Below are 24,106 nucleotides of genomic sequence, written 5' to 3'. Positions count from 1 at the left end.
AATTTTAATTGTGATCTATGTAACAGCACCCTATTTACACTTGTTTTTAACACATAAAGATCAGCCTGTTATATTTTAATTAGGGTCATTTGATATTGATTTTAACTTTATGTTAACTTTTTTTAACGAGATAATTTTATTTATTTGTTAACATTGAAGTCTTTTCCCTTTGTGGATAAATATGTGCGTGTTAGTCTTTTTAATATTTATGTTATCTATAATAAATAGCGTGCGCGTTAAACTTATAGAGAATGACTAACAATTAACTAAAGAGTCACCCTTACTTATGCATGAATCCCTGACTATTGCATTACTTCAAGCGCGGGAAACCGCAATGGGTTTTTTTCGCCCTATTTTGAAGAGTTATAATTTAACTGAGCAGCAATGGCGTATTATTCGTGTACTTGCGAATAGCCGTTCGATTGATTTTCATGATTTGGCTTGTCTTACTTGTATTTTGCGCCCAAGCCTGACGGGTATTTTGACGCGCATGGAACGTGATGGTCTTATTTTTCGCCTGAAACCGATGAACGACCAGCGTAAGCTGTATGTTTCTTTGACTCCGGGAGGCCAGGAGCTTTACGAACAGGCAAAAGGAGAGATTGAAGAGGGTTATCAGACGATTGAGGCAGCTTTTTCTCCAGAAAGAATGGCTCAATTCTTGGAATTACTGGATGAATTTATTGCTATTGGAAACCATTCTCAAGAACATATAAGTGAAGAAGACGAGTAGTCAATTCAGGATTTTATTAATGTATTAACCAGTCAATTAATCGATAGTAGTATAAAGACCGCCGTAATGAATTGCATATGGTAATTATGCAGTATATTTCGGCGGTTTTTCTATTCCGGCATAAGAATTGGGGGTTTAAAATAATCTAAATAAATAAAGTATTATTAGTAGAAAAATTAAAGTATTTAAAATTGGTTATAAATAGATATTCTGAGAGATTTTGTGTTTAAGGGGGATACTTAATTGCATATTATGATCTGAATTTATCTCAATAATAAAAATAAATTAGGTCTCTTTTTCCATCGCTCAGAAAATAGAAATGGAGCTATGACACTATGTTAAAGTCATTTTTTAAATATTTATTTTAATATTGAAGCCATTGGTGGCGTAAATCATTTGGGAAATGGACACACATAATGAACTCTTTGATCAACAAGATAGATACTGTAATTGATAGTCATTTCAGTATAAAATCCAGAATTTGGGTATTAATATAGCGCTTACATGGCCATCACCGATTTGACCAAAAAAGACAAAAATAAGTAGGTGTTTTTAAGTATTATTGGCTTTCCCAAAAGGGACGATTGTTCTTCATCCAGCTTTATAACTGAAATAAGGAAAGCCAGCATGATGTTCAATGAAGTTAACGGATCGAGTAAGTTAAAAGGTAAACGAGTCGTGGTAACAGGTGGAGGCCGCGATTTTGGACAAGCAGTTTCTGTTTGGTTGGCTCGTGAAGGTGCACATGTTGATCTCTGTGCCCGTCAATTAACCAGTGCTGAAGCGACATGTGAGATTATTCGCAATGAAGATGGCGTAGCGCGAGGCTATCAATGTGATATGAGTAATGCTCAATCAGTTAATCATTTTGCCGATCAGTTACTGCGAGACACGCAGCCCATTGATATCCTGATTTTAAGTGCCGCCCAATGGCTGGAAGGGCATTTGGGTGAAGATGACAGTGATGCCGATATCGTCAGTACGGTAAATTCGGGTATAACAGGCTCTATTCTGCTGACTAAAGCGTTATTACCGAGCTTGCGTCAATCACAAGGTGCCGATATTGTCGCCATGGTGTCGGTTTGTGGCATTCCCCAATTTACTGAATCCGCCGCTCATCCGGCATTCTTCGCCGCTAAACATGCCATGAGCGGTTTCAGTCAGAATTTAGCTCATCACTTAAGCAAAGAAAATATTCGCGTGACCGGGCTTTATCCTCCTGATTTTCAACTTAATGGCTTTGATGAGGAGTTGGATGATCACAAAAAAATGGGGGAGCAAATGCTGAACGGCCGTTCTGTGTGGGAAACCCTGCGATTTGTTGTTACCCAACCCCGTAGTTGCCATATTAAAGCGGTTTATTTCCAAGGGCCGACTTTTCAGGATTTTGAGTAAGTAAATGGTATTTTTGCACTAATACTATTATAAAACTGCTCAAATATATCAATATTGTTGACAATTATCCATTTGCTTTTTCTGATAATTGGAGCGGTTAAGTCCATTACGGAATTGAATATGATTGGTATGCTGTAACATATTATTATTTATATATACCTGTCGTCTTTCAAGTTGCAGCTTTGTTGGCTGCGCTCACTCACCCCGGTCACATAATTATCTATGCTCCAGGGGATTAATGAAAGGCTCCTGCCTTTCACCGGAGGCCAGCCTTTGGCTGGGCAAATTCGTTCCCGACGAATTTGTCATTCCCTTGCCGTCGCGCTGCATCTTGAAATCCAATGGGTATAGTGTAATAGCTGGCTAAATTCTTTTTGAATTAGCCAGCTCAATGTAGTTACACTGATTTATTTATGGGTTATGAATTTTGGGATATCTGTTTTTAGGATAATAACTATCCCATTTTTCTTCAGAAAACACTTCACTGTGGGGAACGGCTTTCCCATTTCGCCAAAATTTTAAATTCTGTTTAACTTCTTCGGTGTCTTTATGGCGATATAGCCAGCGTAATTCACTGGATGTTATACTTGCGCCGTGACCCTGTTTTGATATCACCGTACTAATATCATCACCAATAGTATCAACTAAAAAATGGACAGGAGCTTTTCTGTGCATTAACTGATACTCCAATCCGGCCTTACTGGTTTTTTTCCAAAGTGGTACTGCTGCATTTGGTGACGGATTAGTCATTAATGCTGTTATAAATGGTTCACCATTTTTAACATTATATTTAGGATGGCTAGATAAAAATTCTCTAAATCCAATTGCACGGTTGTAATCATGCAACTCTTTTCTGATGTTTTTATCGTTAGCGTATTCTGTTGGTTTACTGGCGTCCCAGACAGCATTTGTTATGTCATTTTGTATCAATATATTATTTTTTATCTTTCCTTTTTTCCCGAATAATTTTCCGAATCTGGAAAGTAATGTATTTGAAGATGCTGTGGCTGTGCTTTTACGTTTAAACCCCATTTTGTCTAGCTTTGATAAAGCACTAGCTCTTGGTGTATCTAAACCATATAGAATATCACCTTGTTTAAATTCATGAGTAAGGAGTGGTGTTGCTGTTTCTTGCAGTGAGATAGGCATTAAATCTTGAACAATAAGTTGATTATCAGGGGGAGTATTATATGAATTTTTTTTTGAATATTTTACTTTTTCTTTGCTTTTATATACAGGCATAATTATTCCTTATGTCTTAAATAGGATTATTTGATCAATTCATACTTAATCAAAAATGATGATTTATTATTAATGGTGCTCGGTAAAAGTTATTCTTTATTAATAGAGGCAATGAAGATGTTTCCAGTAATGATTGAAATTAATTTTATTCTTGGGCGATAAAATAATTTGTGCATTACAATGCCTTGTAGAGATATTCGATAAATATTATTTTTAACAATACCATATTTATAAAGTACTAATGACCTAATAGAGAGTCATTTATTTACTCAGTGACTGAGAGCGATGACGTTTCGCGACTTGAGCAGAAAAATTGCTGCCCGCACTGTCAATTGTTCTTGTAATCACATTTTTGTTGTCATAACTGTATGTCATATTTTTTCCTGAAAATATATCTTTTATATCTGTATCTATGGCGGCATCAGAGGAAATATCACTCAGCAAGACATAGGTATTTCTGCCCTCTTGTTTGATTGAATGAACCTTAAAATTATTCGAATGTATTCCTATTTTTGAGTCGTTTTTATAAGGAGATTGTTTTCTTGCATTGGTTTCTTTATCAAAGAGCGTAACATTTGGCATGTTTTTTCCCTGCTATTTGTTATTCTGTGATGTGTAATTAAATAACTCATTCTGTTTGACAATGAATTCGATTGATATCTATCTCTTGTAAAATTGATAGAGTTGGAAAAGAAATTAAATTCAACAGAATGAAATGTTTTTATTCCTATTTGTATTTTTTTATTTTTTTTATCACCATCTAATTAGTGGTAATATAATGTTAAATAAAAATTTCATAAGGAATTATATGTCTTTTTAGTAGTGTTATATGTCTTTTTGATAAAGTTTATTAGAATAGGATTTATGACTTTTATAGTCATTTTCTATATTCTTTAGCTGCTCATAAATTGAAAAGACTTTATTGTATAGATACTCCCCTTCTTCCGTTAAGGCTAATCCTTGACTCTTTCTGACAAAGAGTTTTACTCCCAATGAAAACTCCAGTTTTTTTAAGCTTCGGCTAATTGGCGACTGTGTGATAAAAAGCTCCTTTGTTGCCTTATTTATTGATTTGTTTTTAGCTACAATGATAAAATTTGCTAATTCTTTTGAAATAAACACTTGAGTTCCTTTTTTAAAATGCAATAGAGTTTATTCACTGGTTTATAAGTTTATTAATAAAGCTGTTACATTTTTTATTTTAAATGCCTAATTTGATGTAGTAACTCATCATATTGAAATAGCTAATTATGCAATAATCATATATAAACGTTGATATTTGTCAATAATAGTCTATATGAATTAATATACAAATAAAAATGGAAATTCAAATAACAAAAATTAATGGAATAATAATAAAATGTTAAATATACATAATGAATGCAAGGAATTAACTATAAGTTAAACTTAAATATATATGGGGTTGTTTTTATTTTTGGTTAATGATGTGTTAATGAGTTATAGTAATAAATAACTCTCTGGGTTAATTGTGGGTTTATTTTTATCTCTTACTAATATTGATATATTTATAATATATTCCAGTTGTAAGTCAGTAAGGCTGAAATTATGGAAAGCGACGAGTATAGAATATTAATAATGCTCAAATAAAATGGACAATGTCTCTCTAAACATGTTATTTGACATTGCCCCAATTAATAATTTATTTTGAAAGCCGGCCTGATAATTGAATAGAGTCCGTAAAATATTTTGTGCAAATCTGTGTTTTGAATATGGCTTTGATCACACGGAAGTTAATTTTATCTTTTCCGCTTAAAATTGGCCATTCCCGGTTTTTGTGAATTGGAAACGAATCCGGGATTTTCTGCACCTGGTTTCCAGCTGACTTTCATTTTTGCACCAATACTATTATAAAATTGATTGAGTTCATTATTGTTGTTGACAATTGTCCATTTTCCTTTGCTGACAATGGCAACCGGAAATTCACCGGGTTCAGCAACGGCTTTAACAATACCTCCGTGCTTTTTTATCTCTTCTTTTTCTTGATCCATCGCAAAAGCAGGGTAACTTACCTGAGGCCCATGTCTGATAACATTATGTTCTATCTTGTTAAATGGCCTGTTTGTGTCAGATTCGGCGATATATAGGTTAATGCGATCAATGATTCTTTTTTCGTCTTGCGAGTTGGATGGTACGGAATGAGGCTGCCCTGCGAAACTAATCATGTCATGCATATCATAGTCACCGGTGAAAGGGAGTGCGGCCCAGTTCTCTTTTTCTTTCAAGGCTGAAAGGCTGTCTTCGAGATTGTCTAAATTTATGGGATAAATTTTTCCATTGACCTGACCATCTGATAACCCGTGATCGCGACTCATATAGACACCTTGAAGCTGCCCGGTTTCTTTATTCCAGTGGCCGACATAGCCTTCAATACCCGCTTCCTGTACTTTCCTTATCACATCAGGGGCTTGATCTTTGGGATATGCTTTGTTGATAGAACCGGGTTTGATGGTTTTTTCCAGAATATCATGCCCTTTGGCTGCGGCACCTTTACTTAAGGCTCTGAGTGTTGGTGCACCTGCTGCCCGAAAGCTGACGGCAAAATTACCATTTTTAGATGCTTTTTCAATTGCTTCCATATGGCCTTGCCAAATGAATTCTCTCTTAACTTGTTGACGAATAATAGAGTCATTAACCGAATGATGTGGAAGTGTAATCGTTTCATCAGAGAAATGAGATTCATGGATATTGTGATTTCTCTGTTGAGGTTTTCTCTGGTAATCAGAATGTATTGGCATGTTTATCATATCCTTAATTATGGCCTCAGATAAAATCTGAGGATACTATGAATATTTCACAAATAGAGTCTTTACCACTATAGAATTTACGATGCATTGGGTAATCATTTTTGTTTGCGATAAAACTAGGTTCGTTTTCATTATTTAAATATAAATATAAATATAAATATAAATATAAATATAAATATTTAGATGTTGATTTAACAACTATGTCATACCTAATGCTTATCTTTGATAAAAATGATTCAAATTCCAATAAGATTATTTTTATCTATATTTTCAACACTGACACTGCAACCATCAATAGCGATAATAACTTTCTTGCTGGTCATCCAATGATCAATAATATTGTTTATTTCTGTTAGATGTTCTTGTCGGGTGATCCCTGATATAGACAGCAAAATACTCATTTTTGTCTGACTATTTTGAGCTATATTGGTTGGTGACGTGAATACTTCTACTTTGCTTAGTGCTAATCGAATATTTTCCCCGCCACCTAATTCTGTAATAAGTGATTCTCGCAAGGCATGGCTAACCGTTTCCTGACTGAGTGAAGCGGTTTGTTCCACGGTAGAAAAAACGGTGCGTACCGGAGTTGTATTATCTTCATCATCGGTGAGGCTAATTGGGACTGTCACTGAGTAATTCAGAGAGAGTCGTGGGCGATTCCCCAGTGACTGCCAGAAATTCCCTAAGCTGTTTAAGCTTTCTTTCGGTGGCACAACTTGCGTATAAGCACCGGGAATTCCCGTTAATTGGCGGTTATTAATCAAGGCGTTCAAGACTTGCGACATGACTTTTATTGCCTGATTATCAGGTTGGCTGTCAGGACTGCTGGGATCGATTGCGGGTTTGGTTGATTCCCAGTAGGTAATCAGGTAATTGCATTTAATATTGACCCAACCCGGCAATAATCTCCCCGAAGAGGCATTAAACATTCTGGATTCTGTTGTTCTGAGATGTAAATCTTCATGAATATCATAAAGAAAGACACTCACCATCGCATCAGATTGCACTGTATCCAATTCAGGTAAATCAAAACGAATCGCAATTTTGTCACCCAAATATTTTTCCAGTATAGTTTTCATTGCGTTATTGACATCAATAATGGTTTGCGTTTTTAACATAAATAATCCTCTTAATTTATTATTGCGATAACGATTAAATTATCAGTGCATTTAATATCCATGATATGAATTTTAAAAAGTTAACCGTCCTACTTTGGCTAATTCGCGTTCCAATGCCGTTTTGATATTTTCATTGCTGACTTCGTTATGATTATTTTCTGCGGCAAAAAATGAAGATAGTAAAGCAATATTGCGAATATTCGCACCTGTCACGCTGGTTTGTTGGGCTAATTTATCGAAATCCACATCTTGGGCGATTTTTATATTTTTAGGCCAGATTGTCTGCCACATTTTCTTGCGAATGGTTTCATCCGGATAAGTAAAGCGAGTAATAAAAGTAAAACGCCGATTAAAAGCACTGTCTAAATGGCTGCGGTTATTGGTGGATAAAATGACCAACCCCGGAAAATTTTCCAGCCGTTGCAGTAAATAAGAGACTTCAATATTGGCATGTCTGTCTTGCGCATCTTTGGTTTCGCTACGTTTGCCAAACAGGGCATCCGCTTCATCAAAGAATAAAACACCAGCATCCTGCTCTGCCAAATCGAAAATACGGGATAAGTTTTTCTCTGTTTCGCCGATATATTTATTCACGACGGTGGATAAATCCACTTTAATTAAATCAACGCCAATATGGTTGGCAATCACTTCTGCCGCCATCGTTTTTCCGGTGCCGGAATCACCATAAAACAGGGCGCTGATACCGGTGCCATAACCAATCTTATCTTTAAACCCTCCTGCCAAAATTTGTTCCCGATACTTAATTGCCGTGAGTATTTCTTGTATCTGCCGGGCAATTTCGTCGGAGACCAACAAATCTTTTAACGAGCGTTTAGGGATCACTCTCTGTGCCAATTGACCGAAATTTTGCTGGGCCCGTAAATTGAGGGCCTTGCGGATATCGCATTGCTGCAAGATACCCGAAGGATCTCTCTGTTGTTGGTAAAGTCGCGCCTCTTGTAAAATCAATGGCAGAGTTTCGGGGTTAAACGCGTATCGTTGGCTTAAGGCGATGACATCAATGTCATTTGAACAGTTATTGGGTAAGCGTGCAGTCAATAGTCTGGCTTTTTCCACCGAGGAAAAAATGGGCATCTCAATCAGTAGTGTTGATATATTTTTCAGCCATACTAACGGTGAATAGGGTTCGACCAGACAAATAACCCTTAATTCTGGTTGATTCAATAAGGCTGACAGAGAATCCAGTAGCTGTTTATTCTGTTCTGCGAATAAGCAAAAGTTTCGCAACAATAAACAGGCACCACGTATGCGGGTTTCTCGCAAAATAGGCTTTATGTGGAAGAGTAGATTTTTATCATCGTTATCAACCAATTTAGCCATATCCACCAACAGCGTTTGTCGCTGTTCTGATGCCATCATATTGGCAACCGCATAGGCTCTGGCACTGCCAGCTATTCCCCGTAACAAAATAATAGGTCGAATATCATCACGCTCAGATAACAGAACATGATTCAATGCTTGTTTTAAGCCTATGGGATAACAGCCAATTTCTGTGGGCGTTATCCATTCAGCACAATGTTCTAAAGCTGGCGTAATATAGTGATGTCCAAGTAAAAAATGATATACGCTGCTGTCAGTGATAAAGGATGTCTGGAGCCAGGATAATGTTTTTGGATGGCTATCAATGAATAATAGCTGGCAGCCAATCAAGGGGGATCGGTGCAGGAAACTGGCCTGCTGTGCCCGTTTCTCCGGCACTGAGCGGCAAAACAATTCCAGCGTCAGCGCAAAAGAGGGAAGCCGGGGCTGTTGTTCTCCCTGAATCAGTGCAAACAGTTGATAATAGCGACTATCGAAATGGGGCAGTAAACCTAGCAGCAAAACATCTCTTTCAAAATCAGTCAGTTCAAAACGTGCAATCAGGTCAGTTAATCGGGACGCCACGGGTGTGATGGTTTGCGGTATTGCCAGACAATCATCGTTGAGCCAATGAGGTTTACCCAGAGGATTATCCAGTCTGGCTATAACATCTTCTTCGCTTAGCAGGAACTCATCAAGGAGGTCAACTCTCTGATCTGATCTGCAATGGAAATGGTATTGAAGAACAAGATCGATACGTTCCAGTTGGCTAAATAAAAATGCCAGATTAGGGTCATTGTTTTGCTTAAATAAATCAGAGAAAACGGACGCTGTATTCATAAATTTCTACTCAAACTAAATGATTGTGATCGAGGGTTATAACCATGTGATAGTGATGGTTTTTTTCAACCAGCTAAAACTCGCTATATTCATTGGCCACGGCCATTCGCTTATCAGTGCATCGTAAACTTCGGGTTGAATATGGATGTTTGTTACACCGTTCAATTCACACAATTCCCCCGAACGTTGCAGAAATAAGTGTCGTACATCGCTTGCGCCCATTTTTTTCCAGGCCGGAAGCTGCATGAGGGTTTTTTCCAGCCATTGGTTGATGGCCGCTCGCTGTTCTGGTTTTGGTGAACGTGATAGCGAGTTGTCATTTATGGGGAGTCCACAGAGCACTTTGTTTAGTGCCAGCCGCCATTCAGGTACTTCCTCTTCGGCCCAAATCAACCAGTCAAGTAAACAGACAGCCTCTCTTTGCGCTTCAAGGCTGATAAATCGGTTTTTATCCAATAAATCAAAGCTACGGAACAATGTTGGCAATAACGGCCATAAAATTATGCAACCGGCATTGCTGATAGGTAAAACCGATTGTGCTGATGGAGTTTGAATTCCATGATCAGGTTGTATGGATGATATCTGCGCTGATAAAGCTGATTCCGGTAATTCCTTGTGTTGCTGCCTGTTTTGTAAAGTTGCAGGGTTTTGTTTTGCCATCTCCTTTATCAAACCATGACGCTGTTGTGTGGCGGCTGATTGAGGGGGGGCTTGTATGGGCTGGCGTGCAAATGGCTGTACTGCATCCATTGGCATGTCAGTTTTATTGTGATTCTGTTGTAATAGATGGCTATCATTCTGAGTAATATTTGTCCTCGGTGTTGGCTTATTTTGAGTTTGCAATCCAAGTGCTTGTTGTGTGGCATGGGTATGTTTCATCTGATGTTGCAGGTAATATTCCGCCGCCAAACTCAATTTTTCTGGTGTCACTTTTTTATCTGTGATTACCTGCGCTGGATAATTAACAAATTCGGAAGTTATTGTTTTAGTAAATAACTGGCAAAGCATACTAAGAATATCTGGCTGGCAGATTTTAATTAAACGACTTAGCCCCGCAGGTTTTAAGCAGTGTTTGGCTAACATAGGTAGCCATTGTTGTGGATAGTGATTAATCTGTTGCCAGTGTTCTCTATCAATATTCAAATTATTTGTTGCATGATGCTTATTGTCATCAAATGACCAGTTTCCCTTGCGTAAGTAATGATCCACTTTTTCTATCAGTTGAGTTTTCGTTTCTGTAAAAAAGCTGTTTTTGGTCTCTATTGCGGGTTGAAGATTGACAGCATCCCCAAACAGGGATTTTTCACCATTAATATTAGATAAGCGTAGAGATGCCAACTCCCGTATTGGTTGATGGTAAGATTTTTTCTCTATCAGAGGCGTATATTCAGAGGGATGATAATATTCCCTAAATAATTTTTTGAATTCAATTTCTAGATTTTTAGATATTACCGATTCAAATGAATTAATCTCAATTTGACCTAAATTTATTATTATCTTTTTTAAATTTAATTTTTTTGATAAAAATAGCGCATTAATATTATATTTGATGATGTTACTTAGTTTTTTATGGAAGTGGGATGAACACCTTTCCATTATTTCTTTACTATGGGAATTCGATACCTCAATAGAAAAAACTATCTTATATATAACGTTTCTCGTTGAGTGATCTGATAAATCCATCTGTTAGATTTTCCTGGAAATAAGCCTTTTTTAGGGGGCAATGAGCATTTGTTAGTGCCCATTGCTATTAATTAAAATCGGGATAATTTAATTATATTTTCATAATGAAAGCTAAAAGATAATAAGGGGTGGAAATAGTTGCAGAATGTGTATGTCCTGAATCAGATGCTGAGGCCGTATGTTTATGTCCCTGTCCTGAGCCTACTAATGAAGTTTTGAATTCACGTATATAACCCGCTACACTTTTAACTACAGTTGTATTGTCATTCATAAGCTTATCATCTGTTATTTGATTACGTCCCTGTTCCAAACCATATAAATTACCTTGATGAGAGTTATATCGCATACCATTAAGATGAGAGTGTTCAGGTAATTGGTCTATGGTCAATTTAGTTTCATTAACAGTCACACTGATATTAGATTTTCCGCTACTTGTCGTTACGCTATAGGTTTTGTTGTCTTTTGAACCATTCAATGAATTAGAACTTTTTCCCCCTGTATCATTCATTGTATTACCACAGGCAATAAATCGGTTTCTTAAATCTGGCGTTCCATCATTACCGTCACAAAAAGCCCATCCAGTAGGAGCGCTGTTGCCAGAGAACATTACAATCATTCCTCTGGGAAGTACCTTATTAGTATCAATACTAACACCGCTTGTATTAACAGTAATACCATTACCGGCTTTAACCGCAACCCCTTTAGCACTAACAGTAATGCCATCACTGCCTACAATATCTAATCCATCACCGCCTACAGTGACTCCCCAACCTATTCCTACAGATATTCCCGCAGGTTCAACTTTAATGGTTGAGTTTTTTGCTTTTACTGTCACATCATTACTATTTACAGTAATTCCATTGCCCTGACCAACACATATTCCATTGGTTTTATTAATCAGGCCACTGCCCAAATCAACAGATAAAATATCTTTCTCTAGGATTAATGGAGAAAAGTCCTGATTGTCAATAGAGCCTATTTTTAAATTAAGCGTACCGTCATCACCCAGCTTTAACCCTGTTCCCGGGCCATTTTGTTGTGGCGACTGACCACAAGCTTTGCGACCAACATCTGCAATATCAATTAATTGGTTGAAGTCAGTTTGTAAAGGAATACTACCGTCTTTAAATTTATCTTTTAATTTATCAGTCTCAGGCCCAACACCTTTTTCATTAGATAAAGTTTGTTGACCTTGTCTTTTTGCAGAATAGCGAATCTCTTTCATGGTTAATTCCATAAACTATTTTTAATATAAAATTGTGACTGGTAGGTGTTTGTTTTCTTATTCGTTCTCTTTCGGAACATAGAATAATTCATTCTGAATTATCTTATCGGTATTCCACTGATCATTATTTTTACCGACAACTTCCTCTCTTTGGTGTGGAGTAGCAACACGCATTGTCCCTATTCCTTTTAAAGAGGAAGGTAATTTACCTAATGTCAGGCTTTCCAGAATGGAATAGGCAGAATCACCCAAAGGTGCACCATTATTTTGCCAACGTTGGTATGTAGTGCCGAAATTTGAAAATGCTTCCCGATCCATCCAGTGAATAATCATAGAAATATGGGCAGGGAACTCGGTAAGAATGGTTTCTTTAACCCACTCTTCTAATTTATAGGGATCAACACCGGGAACTTTAATTAAATCACTGTTTACCACCACGCTGATAACAAATGAGAAACGATCGGTTTTTTCATACTCCTCACCTGAAAAATGCCAATTGTATCGCCATGCTTCTTCCGGAGCCGGGAACGCCAATGCCGAATTATCCTGACGTTCAATAATCAAGGTGCCCTTGATGCGATCAAAGCTGACGACTTTTGCATGTAACTTTTCTGATTCATCAGCATATTCCTGTGTGACTCCGACTATCCCTAAATGTTTGGTCAGAGTAATTTCATTACCTACCGCAATCAGGGACGGAAAGGGGGTTTGTGCTGTGCGGGTCAGACGCCGTTGGTTGTCAGGCAATGGCTTGCCATTCTGGGATTGGTCGCTATCGTAGGCCAGACGGTAGTTCATATCTTCCATCCAGACTACGCCGTTTTGCCAGAACAGTTTTTTTGCTTTGGCGGCGGTCATTACCCGTTCCAGATTGTATTCCAGTTGAGCGCTATTACCTATGTCCAGCCAAAATTGATCTCCCTCGGTTTTGACTATCATCTGACCACGCACTGTAAATTGGGTTTTGCCCTGTTCGCCTTCATAGAGGATTAAATTGATCACTTGCCCCTGTCTCAGCTTGCCATTAATACCGGCTTGCTTAATCACCAAATAATGCTGATCAGTCTGGCTCTCTTTCTCTTCTGTTACTGAATCTGGTTTCTGCTCTTTATCAAACTGGCTATTGGGCTTGATTGGCAGCAATGCTCGATGCTCCACCAGGTAAAAAGGCAGTTTGCTCAGGTCAGGCTCCGGTTCAAACAGCTCACCGCCTAACCCCATACGAGCGGCAATGCGTTTTTGCAGCGAAGAAACCTGATCAATCCGAATATTGGCACGGTGATAAGTTAATGTTGGTTGTTGAGCCAAATAGCCCTGTTGCACGGCGCGAAAATCATCGATGGGGGTGGTAAAGGTACTCGGTGCCCGTTCAGTGCCAAAATAGCCGAGCAGGTAATTGACGATATCCAGTTCGTGATCGCTATCGAGCGCGATCTGTTTTAACAGTGCCTTTAATGCGGGGGCGTAATCCTGATGGGCTTCATCATTGACAGAACCCGGCTTAAACGGCCACTGATCACCCCAGACTTCATATCCCTCGCGCTGAAAAGCTAACAATTGTGGCAGCATGGCAACTTGCTGACAACCGCAAGCCAGCATTTGTTCAAATGGCAGCATAAACTGATGAAGTGACAACAAGCGTTGGGCATGTTCACTTTCAGATAAAGGCTGCTGTAATTCATAGCAAGCGGGCAGCATATCGCTGACGGGGTAATAACGACCCACATCGCGATGTCGACCATAAGGTAATATTACTGGTTTACTCTGAATCAGGGGGAGATTGGGTAAACTGTCCCGAATCTCGTCTTCACTAACCGTAACACTGATCCCGCCTTTGGCGATCACCCTCAACGGGCCATCATGTTGTGCCAGTTGATAAAGCGGATCTTTACCCCACAGGCGAGGATAGTAGCCTTCTTTAATTGACCATGACCAGCTATCCTCTTTGATCGGTTCAATCAGGGTCTTGTCAAAGCTATCGTCCAACTGAAGGCGATTCACATTCTGAATGCCCTTAATCTCAAGCAGTTTATTAACCAGCCGGCTAAGATTGAGGGTGATCCGTTTCGTATAGTCACGGGCTGTCGGCAATTCAGGGATCCAGCCATGTTTTAATTGTGGCCCTTCAAAGATTTCATCATTGTGCATTCCGGTATCTTGCAGCGTTTCAGTGCGGTAACGCTGTGCCTCAGGCATCAGATACTGTTCTGCGGTACTATAGACGGCAGCAAAAATACCGGCGATATCCTGTACATCGTCATCCAGTTCTATATCCAGTAATAGCGGAAAATCAACCGGTTGTGACCAGATAACCTGACTGACTGACTCCCCAACATTGCGGTTTTGGGTCAAAAAGTCTGTCAATTGCTGGGTAGCTGCTGTCAGGTTCTCCTGCGTACAACGGGTGGGTTCCAGATAGAGCCAGTAATTGCCTCTCAGCGTAAACTCTTTTGCCCCTTCACTACTGACAAAGCTATATTCCCTTTTGGTTGCATCGTACCAATAGGTATAGCGCTGTTTTTCCGGTTCACGTACCAGTTGTACGTTACGGAACAGAAAATCTTCTTTATCCTGTAGAGTCGTTTTCTTTTCACAGTCAATAGTTTTTTTGTCACAGTCGCTGCTATGCATGTCCAGCAACGCTTTCCGATAATCATCGGTAGTGATTGGCCCGCAAGTCAGCGTTTTATGAGGGCCAAAGTCCTTGGAGAAAATTCCCCCTTCTTTATTCTGTTTTTCTGGTACAGGAGTCAGTAAATCTGCCAGGGGAAGGGTATGACGGTAAGCCAAATCTGACACACCGTAACTGAGTCCTTCCAGAAAAGTGATGCCGGGATCGTGTTCCGCCGTGTCGCTCCACAGTTTTCCGGCCTGTTGGTCAACCACCTGATGGGCTTGTTCCAGCAAGGTATCAAAGTGAATATCGTCTTTCACTTCATGAAACAGTGCATCTTGATTATTCATCGTTATTTCCTCGGCATTGCAGCTTATCGTCTGCGTCCCAGACTAAAATCAGCACCTCATTATCTTTGGCTTCCACCGATGCAGTGATATCACTGCCTTTAGCTGCATCCGCCCGATACAGCGTCAGACAGGTGACCCGCTCAACCAGCGGTTGTTGTTGAATGGTCGCCAGTAACTGGTAATAGTTAATGCTGTTATTCAACATGACAGGTCGCTGCTTATCGACGCTCCAGGGCATATATGCTTCACTGAGTTGCTGCCGTAGCTGGCGATAGCCAAAATCTTTGTTAACCTCCGGCTTAAAAGCCACTGTGTAATTGATGTTCACCTCAATGTATCGGGGATTGTTGATCTTAATCTCAGCCCAGGGAGAGGCTTTTTGCTGTAACCACTCGGCCATTTCTTGCAGACGTGCCGGGTTTAGTACCGGACGCAAAGGGTCATCGCTGTCGTTGTATTGGTTGGCGGGAATGATTGTCAGTTTCTGTTCTTCCAATGTCGGTACTCGGGTGAGTTCATCATTGCCTGGGTATTTAACATCAAAAATGCTGACGTAGCGTTCTTTTAACAATGTTGCCATATTGCCCCAGGTTAAGGCTCGGTTACGGTGGGACAGGTGTTGGGCTCCCCGTTCAAAAAAAGCGCTGTCGATTTCCGGTACACGTCCATTCCATGACGCCCAAGGTTGGTTGACTGATGCCACGACAATGATGGGTTCAACCGGACGCTGAATGCTGCCTGCCGGTAATGGTGTCAAGAAATGGTTGTTGCTGATGCTATCGGCATTTACCAATGTTGCTGTCAGGGCGTTATAGCTCAGGCCGCATAACCAAGGATTTTTCCCCCATGAGCCTTCATGTGTGGGGATAACCACGATTGCCTTTAACCAATAACGTCCCGCTGGCATTTTTGTTGCCTGTTTGGAGGCGTCAGCGGGCAGAACAACTTGCCATGTGCCATCCTGATACAGACGTTTGGTTTCATCATTGACCCACGCATCCAATGCAACCCATTGACTCTTTGGGTTCAGGTAATACCAAAAAACTGTTTTGGGTTGCTGCGGCGATTTTAATTTCCAATATAACGACAAGGTTTGCCCCGGTTCTACATCCGTGATACCAAGATATAAAGCGGGGTTTGCTTCCAATGGCTCAATCTCATGACTATAGCCAAAGGGGGTGATGTGATACGTCTCGAACGAGTTTTCATTTATGGTCTTTTCTTGCACTTTGAGTTCTGTCACCGCGGGCAATGCCTGACTGTCTTTTCCCTGTAGCCGGAGTACTGGCTGGGTGAAAACAAGGTTATCCAGATCCTCTGGGGCACTGATTGCCGGCTCTTTATCTGAAAGCGTCAGGATGACTTCTTTTTTATTTCCCCCGGCAGTTAAAGTTAATGCCAGCCATTGGTTGCCACTGCTGATTTGTGCCAGCAAACTTTGGCTATCAATGTCTTTCTCAAAGGTAACCGTTATCTTTCTTGTCCCTTCTTCCATCGCCAACTGTGCGGAAGTGATCAACACGCCACCCAGCACAGATTTATCCCTATCCGTTTCACTGAATAACCGTATTCCATCAGATGACAATGCTATCTGTGCCTGTAAATCCCAGGGGGTCGCGCTAACCCATTGCTGCTGTTCTTTATTCCGTAACCAGTACAAATCACTGATATAGCCACGGTTTGCCAGCAAACTGGCATCCAGTGCATATTGTAAGGCATTGCCTTGTTCATCTTGTCCCGCTTCAAACAAGGTGCCTTTAGTGAGCAGTTGTTCTGTCACTGTTGAATTCAGTTCCACCGACAAGGCAACCTGATCGGGTTGCGCCGGACGGGGAGACAGCCCTAAAAGTGCCCGATAATAGAGATTGCGATGAGCCGCAGGTAAAGTATTCAATAAGGATATTGGTGTTTCCAATAATCGTAATACGGCTAATAGAAAAGCTTGATGAGGTAATAATGCCCCATTGGCTTCGATTTCCCCTTGATATAATTCGGCAAGTTTCTCTGGCGTATTATTCGCCATAAAGAAAAAGTCATTCCATTTGTTATTACCCTGATTGAAGGGAATTATTTCTGTGTACTCTTCAATATATTGGAGTAATTGCAAACTGGTTCGATTATCTAATTTAAAATCGTTCATCGGCACCAAGTCTGACAATTTATTATTTAACTCAGTTAATTCCATAATATCACCTGTGTGGCACAGAGATTTCTCTGTGAATAAAGGATTATTCACACTGTTTAATTTCGATTTGTTTCAGTCAAAACCTTAATTCACGGTGGCAAAGTTTTGCTGAGTGATAAAACTTCCTTTGCCCAATGAAGCCGTTGTAACATCCGGTTGCGGCGGGTTCACGGTATTATTCATGGCGGGTGATTGAGGCGTAAATCTTGCTGTAAACTTTTGCCCCTTGATAATTAAAGCCGCGCCACTGGTACAGTGAAGAGCATGCTGGCTGGCGTCCAGTGTGTCTATGGTAATGGTGCCGGTTCCCGGCGTAGTGTGTGTTGCAGTGATATAGGTTGCAGAAACCCTGACTTGTTTCTCATCCCCCAGAATACAGGTTTTTTTGCTGTTTACCTGTGCATGTCCTGTGCCACTGATCTTGGCTGGACTGGAAGGTGTCACCTGTCGATTCCCAAAGTTGAAATCAAACTGGAGCATGTCTCCATCTGTCACAATGGCCTCACTCATACCACCTCCATCACCCGACCTTCACTCAATGCCAGTGTTCCCTGAATTTGCTGATTGATATCGCTTCCCCGCAGGCGATACATGACCTGCACTTGCAGGGTATTTTTGCTGTTTGGCGACTGAAGGACCTGGATATCCGTAATATCCGCCCGTGATTCATAACGCAATACGCTGTCATGGATATGGGATTCAATTTCAGCAAACAGTTCGTTACGGATATTTTCAAACATAAAATCATTTAATCCGCAGCCATAATTTTCGCGCATCAGGCGTTCCCCCGGCTCAGTGCTGAACAGAATGTGCAAACTCTGGCGCACATCTTCCGCCCCCTCAGCCATTTCCACCCCCTTTTCAAGGGAAAACGCGGGAGGGAACGCCCAACCACGACCATAGAGTTGTGTCAGTATTTGGTTTTCCATTGTTCACCTTTCACTGGGTAAGATTAATTTTGGCACCTTTGATTTCAACACTGTTTTTGCCGGACAGATTGAGCGATTTATCCATTTGGGCATTCATTGTCTGCGCTTTCAGTGTTAATTCTTTTTTCGTTGACAGCGAAATATCTTTATCCTGTTGGAGCGCTATTTGATTATCTCCCGCATTGATTCGGATAATTTTTTCTTTGCCATTGATGACAATTTGTTGTTGGTTTTCACCTTGCTTAACCACCAAAACTTTTTCCTGATTATCTTGGGTGGGTTCTAAAGGTGCTTTATTTTTGGGGTTGTGCATTGCTCCCAGAATTACCGGATAACGTGGATCATTTTCAAAGAATCCGACAATCACTTCGTCACCGGGTTCTGGATAGAAACAGAAACCGCTTTCGTGACTGGCGTAAGGTTTTCCCAGCCTTGCCCACAGAAATTCATTCGGGCGATTCAGCACCGGCAGAATAATCGGAATGCGGTTCAAGGCTGCCTTGTCCTGCTGATACTTTGCTACCGTCGCAATATGCAGTTCGGGGGCATCGGGCAACACGGGCAGATATTCCTGCTGTAAGCCCATGCTCAGGGTGGTTTCCCAATCAATTCGCCGGTTAAAACGATGGCGAACCGCGGTAATGCTGGCTGTACCATCCAATTGTGAACCAAATCCCGTCAATTGAATGTTGTCCCCTAACTGATAACGTCCATCGCCTTTAAGCAGGAATTCGCCTGTGACGCCAGATACGCGCTGGTTCAACAATAGCCCCTGTGCCAGATAGCCACTTTCTTGGGTGGTTAACGGGCTGCTGTAGCGAATGTCCCAACTTGTTTTATTCAAAGACGCCAGCCTGTCAGGGGAGAGTGCTGCTTTTCCCACGGCAACACTGCCGTAGCGGCCGCCGGATAATTCCTGTTGTTTACTGATATTCCAGCCACTGACTTCCAATGAAGCGGGGTTAAGATGATTGTCAAACTGCCAGCTTGCATCTTTGACGACGATATCTTTTTTCTTATCCCCCCGGCTTTTCAGGGTATAGGTTGAATTCGATTTCAGGGATTCAGGCTGGGCAAGCCGAACGCCTTCTGTCGTGGGTAACAGCCATACGCCAGTGGCTGATAGCCGGCACAGCAGAAAACGCCAGTCTGAACAGCGAAATTGCACCATCTGCTCATGCTTTTGATCCAATGCGGCTATCCGTTCAAAGTGAGCATTGATGCCAGCCTGATTCAACAGGGTGTTTAAGACGGATTTTTCGTTGCTGTCTTTAAACAGTTGTGAATGTTGGGTATCCACCATCAGTTGCAAGCGATGCTTGACGAGCAACGTGAGCATTAATTGCTTATTTTTTATCTTCAATGTGTTACGGGTAATCAGGCCGTTAAACAACACCGATTTCCGGCTGCCATCAGTCACTTCCAGACGCAGGGTTTTACCTACCTGACAATGGGCCAGTTCTGCCTGTACGTCTGTCTGGCTGAAAGAGGAAAATGGCCTGTCCGGCAGGCTGAGTTTCAGTGTTGCCGAAGGAATGCTGTTAACACGGTAATAGGTATCCACATCGACGGCAGCCAAAAGAGACAATACCTTGCCATCTGCAATAATTTTCAGTTGATGGCTCATGGTGCGTCTTCTCCTTTGGTGGCCTGTAATATTTCACCCGGTACGAACCCGTTGAGGTTATCCAGACCGTTTTGCCAGGCCAGTGTCAAATAATCGACGCCGCCGGATAGAGTTGATGCCGTACCGGCTGCTATCAGCGCCAGCGATACGCCATCTTGTACCCGTAAGGCGATTTTTGCCGGCGATTTCAGGTTTTGTTCTGTCTCCTGCAAAACCAGACTTTCATCCGCCACCAGTGTCAGAATGACCCGCGCCCGCAAGGGAGTGGCATCACGATCAAACAAGGTGTAATTCACAGACAGACCTTTCGCCCTGCCAGAAAAATAACCGCGGTTTTCCCAACGCATTTTTCCCCATTTAATTTGCAGGAATCGCGTTTCATTACTGGTGGCATCCACACTGCACAGTTGTTTGAGCTGCATTAGCTGAGCTTCAACGGGGGTTTTGCTACCCGGCATCGTGGCATCAAAAATCAACTCAAGGGATAACCCTGCGGGCTTGGCCTGTACATAAATACTACTTTGTTTCTCGTTATTAATAGCCTGAGATTGTTGATAATCCGTTTGGTAATCCAGTTGCAGGGAATCGGGGTTATACATGGCTTGTACGGTGCCTGCCTGTATTTTCCCTTCCCTGTCTTTATAAGCATTAATGGTCAGCTTTGCTAAACCACGTTCAATCAGACTCATGGACGCCACCCTTCCTCATCGCGTAATGCGGCCAACACTTCGCGTTTAATTTTTTCAATCAGGATTGCTTCATCCAGGCTTTCCTGAATCAACGAATGGCCTTGTCGGTCTGATTCAGTCTGTTTCGCTGATGACACCACTTTTGCTTGAATGATTAACTCTCTGATTTCTACTGTCATACTTTGACTCCCAACCAGCACATATCCTGATAGCGCAGTTCAAGGGTATTCACCAAAATGGCGTTGCTGTTCGCGTCAAAGTCGCCGGTTTGCCAGCGTACCGGCAAGGCATTGCTCAGTGTCCAACTGGATACGGGCAGTAAATTTTCGTTTAACAGCATAATCACCACATCCGCATAGGCGATTTTTTCTCCGCGTAATACGCGGTCAAACATCCAGGTCAAAGGAGAAACCGTCATCACGCCACGTTCCAGCGTTAATGTGCCGTGTTGGATCTTCTCGGCCAGATAGTTATTGCGGGCGTTTTCGCCACCTTGACTATGCTGGGTCACCTGAAGCTCCCGACTCAGGCCGGAAATGCGCTGAAAGCGGATATCCAGCGGATTGGGAATGCCATTGAAAATAAAACTCGCCATAAAACGGTGGGATACCACGGGGGTGTAATAATCGTTCATTGTGCTCTTTCCTTCTTAAGACAAAAGCGCTCCCGTCTGGGTATCAAAAACCAAACTGATCTCGATAAATTCAGCGGGAGACAATACGGCCAGGGCGACTTTCATGACCATTTTTCCGGCACGGATATCCTCTTCGGTCATCGTCTCATTGACTCCTAGCAGCACAGTAAATGCTTCATCTTCCCGTGAGCCGTACAAGCCGCCCTGTAACCACAATTGCCGTAACCAGTTGTAACTTTGTCCCTTGCATTTCATCCATGTCAGTTCGTTATTGGGTTCAAAGAGGTACATACGGGCCAATTGCGCCAAATGCACGGTGACATAAGAAACCAGACGCCGGGTTTGCAGGTAACGCCATGGCGTGCTGTCTGTGTTTTCCAGCGTGTGGCATCCCCATACGCGTATGCCTTTGCCGGGGAAACTGCGGATCACATTGAGCGAAGTGCCATTGGCGTTAAACAGCACACTCCCCTGAAGATAGGATTTAACCGGCCGGATAACCTGAGACAGGGCAATATTGGCCGGAGCCTTCCACACACCGACGTTGCTATCTGTGCGCTGAATAAGTGCTGCGATGGCGGCGGTGGGAGAGAGCACGATATCTTTTTTGTTGGCTGTATCTTTGCTGGATACGTCCTGATAAGTGGTTTCCAGACGAGGCCAATAGGCCGCTCCCCATTGACGATACTCTGATGATAAATCTTTCAGACATTGGTGAGCTTGTTCAACTTCATCCGGCGCATCCAGCAGCAGAAAAAGGTTGGAACGGATTTGGCTCAGTTGCAGCAGTGTCGTCCAACTTTCAGACCACAGATTGACTAAGGTGTTTTGATCCTCAATCACACTGTCATTCAGCCGGGCGATATCCGGTGCCAAAATCAGGGTAATTTGTGTTTCACCGCCAATGGCTTCGGTTACCGCATCAGAGCTTAATGCTGTCATCAGGGTTTCGGCTTCCGCTTGGGTGATATTTGCTGAGGGGATATTGCCTTGCAGCGGTAAAATAAAAGCCCGTTGCCCGCCATTATCGAAATAGTGCCTGACTGCCAACGCCATCAGATGATCGTCACCAAATAGCTGGTGATATTCCGCCAGATTGTCGATACGCACTGCGGTTACTGCTTGCTGTAGTTTCAATTGCTGTGGTTTATGGGCGGTATAGCCAATAAATACGGGCACTGCGCTGGGTATCTCTTGCTGGCCTGTGGTAATGATACTTTCTGTTAAGGTCACGCCCGGTTGAATTCTTTCCATCATCATCTCCTCCAAAATGGTTAGATAGGCACTGTTAATACAGTGCCTGTATTTAATCATGGAGATTACTGAGCGACATCCTGCGTAAATTGCAGAACGATAAATTCAGCCGGCCGTACTGCGGCCAGACCTACTTTCATGATCATTTTGCCTTGTTTGATATCAGCATCAGACATAGTGATATCCTGACCAATATGGACAAAGTAGGCTTCTTCCGGGCTGTTCCCCATCAGGGCATTTTTTTGCCAAAGGGAATAAAGATATTGGTCAACGGCGGCCTTGGCACGCATCCAGGTCGGTTGATTATTGGTTTCAAATAACACAGCCCGCAGTGCCTGGCGGATATCGCGTTCAACGGAATTGAACAGGCGACGGACAGGAATGTAACGCCAATTAATTTCACCGTCCTGAGCATAAGTACGCGCCCCCCAAACTATCAAGCCACGGCCGGTAAATGAACGGATAACATTGATGCCATTATCATTCATGGTGCCTTGCCGTTCGTCATCGACTTTATCAGTCAGGCCCTTGATTCCGCTGAGTGCCACGTTGGCGGGGGCTTTCCAGACGCCACGCTGGCTATCAGTTTGGCAATAAATTCCTGCTATGGCAGCACTGGGTGAAAGGGTGAGATTATCTTGTTGTATTTCTTGCAACCTGATATCAATTTCTTGTGCCAGCTCTTTATCTGTTTCCCTAAGTTTATCCAAAGTTTTCAGCTTGTTCTTGCCTGATTCATTCTCATAACCACTGATAACAATGCTCTGATCGTCGGGCAAGGTGGAGAGTTTCAGGTTTGTTTCCAACTGAGGATAATAGGCGGCGATCTTGGTGCTATTTGCCATGCCAGACACCGATTTACCATCAAGGCTATCTGCAATCAGGAAATAGCCCACTTTTTTGTTATCACTATTCAACAAGGAGCTGACTGCGTTGTAGACTCTGTTTTTATAACCCTGATCTTCTTCTGGACAAACCAGAAGAGTAATATCCCCTTTTTGCTCAATCAATTCGGGAATGGCAGCCAAAGCCAAATCGTCATTAATATCGTCCAATAAGTAGATATAACAAGCCCCGCCACCATTCTGAAAATAGAGCTTCAAGGCTTCTACGGCTGGAGATTGATTGATTCTCTCAATATTGTGGATCCATTTTTTGGGATCTTCGGTGGCAGGGACAGCTTTGGCTTCGGGAGTCTCTTGGGCTTCAGTCTCTTTTTTTTCAACTTCTTCTTTTACTTCATCGCCGGAAGAAAGCTCAATATCCGATTTAATGGTAATCTCGGTTACTGGTGCCAGAGAAAAAGCAGAAGTAAATTCAAGCCAATTGTTGATACGGGTACAGACCTGGGCTGAATCCGCTACTTTCGGGGTAAATTTACCGATAAAAACAGGCACGGCAGTTGCGCTATTACTGACAGACAATGCAAGGGAAGCATCTTCTTCAATATAAACGCCGGGCGCTTTTAGATTAGCTGACATGATAATTCCTCATCAATCAATA

The 24,106-nt window shown here is 41.8% G+C and carries 21 protein-coding genes; 3 read left to right on the top strand and 18 right to left on the bottom strand.

Going from position 1 to position 24,106, the window contains the following annotated elements; genetic code table 11:
- Window positions 1-286: 286 nt before the first annotated feature.
- The 3 genes from hpaR (at window position 287) to AC5JQI_RS13825 (ending at window position 2,479) form a co-directional block, all read left to right on the top strand.
- Window positions 287-733: a homoprotocatechuate degradation operon regulator HpaR gene (gene hpaR, locus AC5JQI_RS13835; protein ID WP_237387867.1), complete on the top strand. Its 447-nt coding sequence runs from the start codon at window positions 287-289 to the stop codon at window positions 731-733.
- Window positions 734-1,360: 627 nt separating this feature from the next.
- Window positions 1,361-2,128: an SDR family oxidoreductase gene (locus AC5JQI_RS13830; protein ID WP_493912585.1), complete on the top strand. Its 768-nt coding sequence runs from the start codon at window positions 1,361-1,363 to the stop codon at window positions 2,126-2,128.
- 222 nt (window positions 2,129-2,350) lie between these two features.
- Window positions 2,351-2,479 (top strand): hypothetical protein, encoded by a 129-nt coding sequence (locus AC5JQI_RS13825; protein ID WP_272903029.1) that lies wholly within the window; start codon window positions 2,351-2,353, stop codon window positions 2,477-2,479.
- Window positions 2,480-2,539: 60 nt separating this feature from the next.
- Here the strand turns inward: AC5JQI_RS13825 and AC5JQI_RS13820 are convergent, their stop codons facing one another.
- The 18 genes from AC5JQI_RS13820 to AC5JQI_RS13735 all read right to left on the bottom strand — a co-directional run bounded on the left by AC5JQI_RS13820 (window position 2,540) and on the right by AC5JQI_RS13735 (window position 24,084).
- On the bottom strand, window positions 2,540-3,370 hold the full coding sequence (locus AC5JQI_RS13820) for a hypothetical protein (RefSeq protein WP_493912584.1): 831 nt from the start codon (window positions 3,368-3,370) through the stop codon (window positions 2,540-2,542).
- A 261-nt stretch (window positions 3,371-3,631) separates the two neighbouring features.
- Window positions 3,632-3,952 (bottom strand): hypothetical protein, encoded by a 321-nt coding sequence (locus AC5JQI_RS13815; RefSeq protein WP_493912583.1) that lies wholly within the window; start codon window positions 3,950-3,952, stop codon window positions 3,632-3,634.
- A gap of 243 nt (window positions 3,953-4,195) precedes the next feature.
- A complete protein-coding gene (locus AC5JQI_RS13810) occupies window positions 4,196-4,492 on the bottom strand; it encodes a helix-turn-helix domain-containing protein (RefSeq protein WP_493912582.1) in 297 nt (98 codons plus the stop codon).
- Between the two features lie 635 nt (window positions 4,493-5,127).
- On the bottom strand, window positions 5,128-6,126 hold the full coding sequence (locus AC5JQI_RS13805) for an Insecticial toxin (RefSeq protein ID WP_493912581.1): 999 nt from the start codon (window positions 6,124-6,126) through the stop codon (window positions 5,128-5,130).
- A gap of 245 nt (window positions 6,127-6,371) precedes the next feature.
- Window positions 6,372-7,253 carry a Pvc16 family protein gene (locus AC5JQI_RS13800; RefSeq protein WP_493912580.1) on the bottom strand — a complete coding sequence of 294 codons (882 nt, stop codon included), beginning with the start codon at window positions 7,251-7,253 and terminating at the stop codon, window positions 6,372-6,374.
- Between the two features lie 72 nt (window positions 7,254-7,325).
- Window positions 7,326-9,413: an ATP-binding protein gene (locus AC5JQI_RS13795; protein WP_493912579.1), complete on the bottom strand. Its 2,088-nt coding sequence runs from the start codon at window positions 9,411-9,413 to the stop codon at window positions 7,326-7,328.
- Between the two features lie 36 nt (window positions 9,414-9,449).
- Window positions 9,450-11,096, bottom strand: a complete 1,647-nt coding sequence (locus AC5JQI_RS13790; RefSeq protein WP_493912578.1) for a contractile injection system tape measure protein — start codon at window positions 11,094-11,096, stop codon at window positions 9,450-9,452.
- Window positions 11,097-11,187: 91 nt separating this feature from the next.
- Entirely contained in the window at window positions 11,188-12,321 is a 1,134-nt protein-coding gene (locus AC5JQI_RS13785; RefSeq protein WP_493912577.1) for a tail fiber protein, read from the bottom strand.
- Window positions 12,322-12,378: 57 nt separating this feature from the next.
- Window positions 12,379-15,285 (bottom strand): baseplate wedge protein, encoded by a 2,907-nt coding sequence (locus AC5JQI_RS13780; protein WP_493912576.1) that lies wholly within the window; start codon window positions 15,283-15,285, stop codon window positions 12,379-12,381.
- Entirely contained in the window at window positions 15,278-17,470 is a 2,193-nt protein-coding gene (locus AC5JQI_RS13775) for a baseplate J/gp47 family protein (RefSeq protein ID WP_493912575.1), read from the bottom strand. The genes AC5JQI_RS13780 and AC5JQI_RS13775 overlap by 8 nt, the downstream gene beginning before the upstream one ends.
- Window positions 17,471-17,554: 84 nt before the next feature.
- Window positions 17,555-17,980 (bottom strand): contractile injection system spike tip protein, encoded by a 426-nt coding sequence (locus tag AC5JQI_RS13770; RefSeq protein ID WP_493912574.1) that lies wholly within the window; start codon window positions 17,978-17,980, stop codon window positions 17,555-17,557.
- Window positions 17,977-18,399: a GPW/gp25 family protein gene (locus tag AC5JQI_RS13765; protein WP_115827059.1), complete on the bottom strand. Its 423-nt coding sequence runs from the start codon at window positions 18,397-18,399 to the stop codon at window positions 17,977-17,979. Before AC5JQI_RS13765 ends, AC5JQI_RS13770 begins: the two co-directional genes overlap by 4 nt.
- 10 nt (window positions 18,400-18,409) lie before the next feature.
- Window positions 18,410-20,026 (bottom strand): phage baseplate assembly protein V, encoded by a 1,617-nt coding sequence (locus AC5JQI_RS13760; RefSeq protein WP_493912573.1) that lies wholly within the window; start codon window positions 20,024-20,026, stop codon window positions 18,410-18,412.
- Window positions 20,023-20,715 (bottom strand): CIS tube protein, encoded by a 693-nt coding sequence (locus AC5JQI_RS13755; RefSeq protein WP_493912572.1) that lies wholly within the window; start codon window positions 20,713-20,715, stop codon window positions 20,023-20,025. The genes AC5JQI_RS13760 and AC5JQI_RS13755 overlap by 4 nt, the downstream gene beginning before the upstream one ends.
- Window positions 20,712-20,894 (bottom strand): DUF5908 family protein, encoded by a 183-nt coding sequence (locus AC5JQI_RS13750; protein ID WP_493912571.1) that lies wholly within the window; start codon window positions 20,892-20,894, stop codon window positions 20,712-20,714. The genes AC5JQI_RS13755 and AC5JQI_RS13750 overlap by 4 nt, the downstream gene beginning before the upstream one ends.
- Window positions 20,891-21,349: a phage tail protein gene (locus AC5JQI_RS13745; RefSeq protein WP_493912570.1), complete on the bottom strand. Its 459-nt coding sequence runs from the start codon at window positions 21,347-21,349 to the stop codon at window positions 20,891-20,893. The genes AC5JQI_RS13750 and AC5JQI_RS13745 overlap by 4 nt, the downstream gene beginning before the upstream one ends.
- A 15-nt stretch (window positions 21,350-21,364) precedes the next feature.
- Window positions 21,365-22,609 (bottom strand): phage tail sheath C-terminal domain-containing protein, encoded by a 1,245-nt coding sequence (locus AC5JQI_RS13740; protein ID WP_493912569.1) that lies wholly within the window; start codon window positions 22,607-22,609, stop codon window positions 21,365-21,367.
- Between the two features lie 59 nt (window positions 22,610-22,668).
- Window positions 22,669-24,084 (bottom strand): phage tail sheath family protein, encoded by a 1,416-nt coding sequence (locus tag AC5JQI_RS13735; RefSeq protein ID WP_493912568.1) that lies wholly within the window; start codon window positions 24,082-24,084, stop codon window positions 22,669-22,671.
- Between the last annotated feature and the right edge of the window lie 22 nt (window positions 24,085-24,106).

Source organism: Xenorhabdus sp. XBWT (assembly GCF_059072735.1).
This window is presented reverse-complemented; position numbering and strand designations above follow the sequence as displayed.

Coding starts and splice junctions, on each gene's coding strand:
- hpaR (WP_237387867.1), top strand. CDS start 287: ATGCATGAATCCCTGACTATTGCATTACTTCAAGCGCGGGAAACCGCA.
- AC5JQI_RS13830 (WP_493912585.1), top strand. CDS start 1,361: ATGATGTTCAATGAAGTTAACGGATCGAGTAAGTTAAAAGGTAAACGA.
- AC5JQI_RS13825 (WP_272903029.1), top strand. CDS start 2,351: ATGCTCCAGGGGATTAATGAAAGGCTCCTGCCTTTCACCGGAGGCCAG.
- AC5JQI_RS13820 (WP_493912584.1), bottom strand. CDS start 3,370: ATGCCTGTATATAAAAGCAAAGAAAAAGTAAAATATTCAAAAAAAAAT.
- AC5JQI_RS13815 (WP_493912583.1), bottom strand. CDS start 3,952: ATGCCAAATGTTACGCTCTTTGATAAAGAAACCAATGCAAGAAAACAA.
- AC5JQI_RS13805 (WP_493912581.1), bottom strand. CDS start 6,126: ATGCCAATACATTCTGATTACCAGAGAAAACCTCAACAGAGAAATCAC.
- AC5JQI_RS13800 (WP_493912580.1), bottom strand. CDS start 7,253: ATGTTAAAAACGCAAACCATTATTGATGTCAATAACGCAATGAAAACT.
- AC5JQI_RS13795 (WP_493912579.1), bottom strand. CDS start 9,413: ATGAATACAGCGTCCGTTTTCTCTGATTTATTTAAGCAAAACAATGAC.
- AC5JQI_RS13790 (WP_493912578.1), bottom strand. CDS start 11,096: ATGGATTTATCAGATCACTCAACGAGAAACGTTATATATAAGATAGTT.
- AC5JQI_RS13785 (WP_493912577.1), bottom strand. CDS start 12,321: ATGAAAGAGATTCGCTATTCTGCAAAAAGACAAGGTCAACAAACTTTA.
- AC5JQI_RS13780 (WP_493912576.1), bottom strand. CDS start 15,285: ATGAATAATCAAGATGCACTGTTTCATGAAGTGAAAGACGATATTCAC.
- AC5JQI_RS13775 (WP_493912575.1), bottom strand. CDS start 17,470: ATGGAATTAACTGAGTTAAATAATAAATTGTCAGACTTGGTGCCGATG.
- AC5JQI_RS13770 (WP_493912574.1), bottom strand. CDS start 17,980: ATGAGTGAGGCCATTGTGACAGATGGAGACATGCTCCAGTTTGATTTC.
- AC5JQI_RS13765 (WP_115827059.1), bottom strand. CDS start 18,399: ATGGAAAACCAAATACTGACACAACTCTATGGTCGTGGTTGGGCGTTC.
- AC5JQI_RS13760 (WP_493912573.1), bottom strand. CDS start 20,026: ATGAGCCATCAACTGAAAATTATTGCAGATGGCAAGGTATTGTCTCTT.
- AC5JQI_RS13755 (WP_493912572.1), bottom strand. CDS start 20,715: ATGAGTCTGATTGAACGTGGTTTAGCAAAGCTGACCATTAATGCTTAT.
- AC5JQI_RS13750 (WP_493912571.1), bottom strand. CDS start 20,894: ATGACAGTAGAAATCAGAGAGTTAATCATTCAAGCAAAAGTGGTGTCA.
- AC5JQI_RS13745 (WP_493912570.1), bottom strand. CDS start 21,349: ATGAACGATTATTACACCCCCGTGGTATCCCACCGTTTTATGGCGAGT.
- AC5JQI_RS13740 (WP_493912569.1), bottom strand. CDS start 22,609: ATGATGATGGAAAGAATTCAACCGGGCGTGACCTTAACAGAAAGTATC.
- AC5JQI_RS13735 (WP_493912568.1), bottom strand. CDS start 24,084: ATGTCAGCTAATCTAAAAGCGCCCGGCGTTTATATTGAAGAAGATGCT.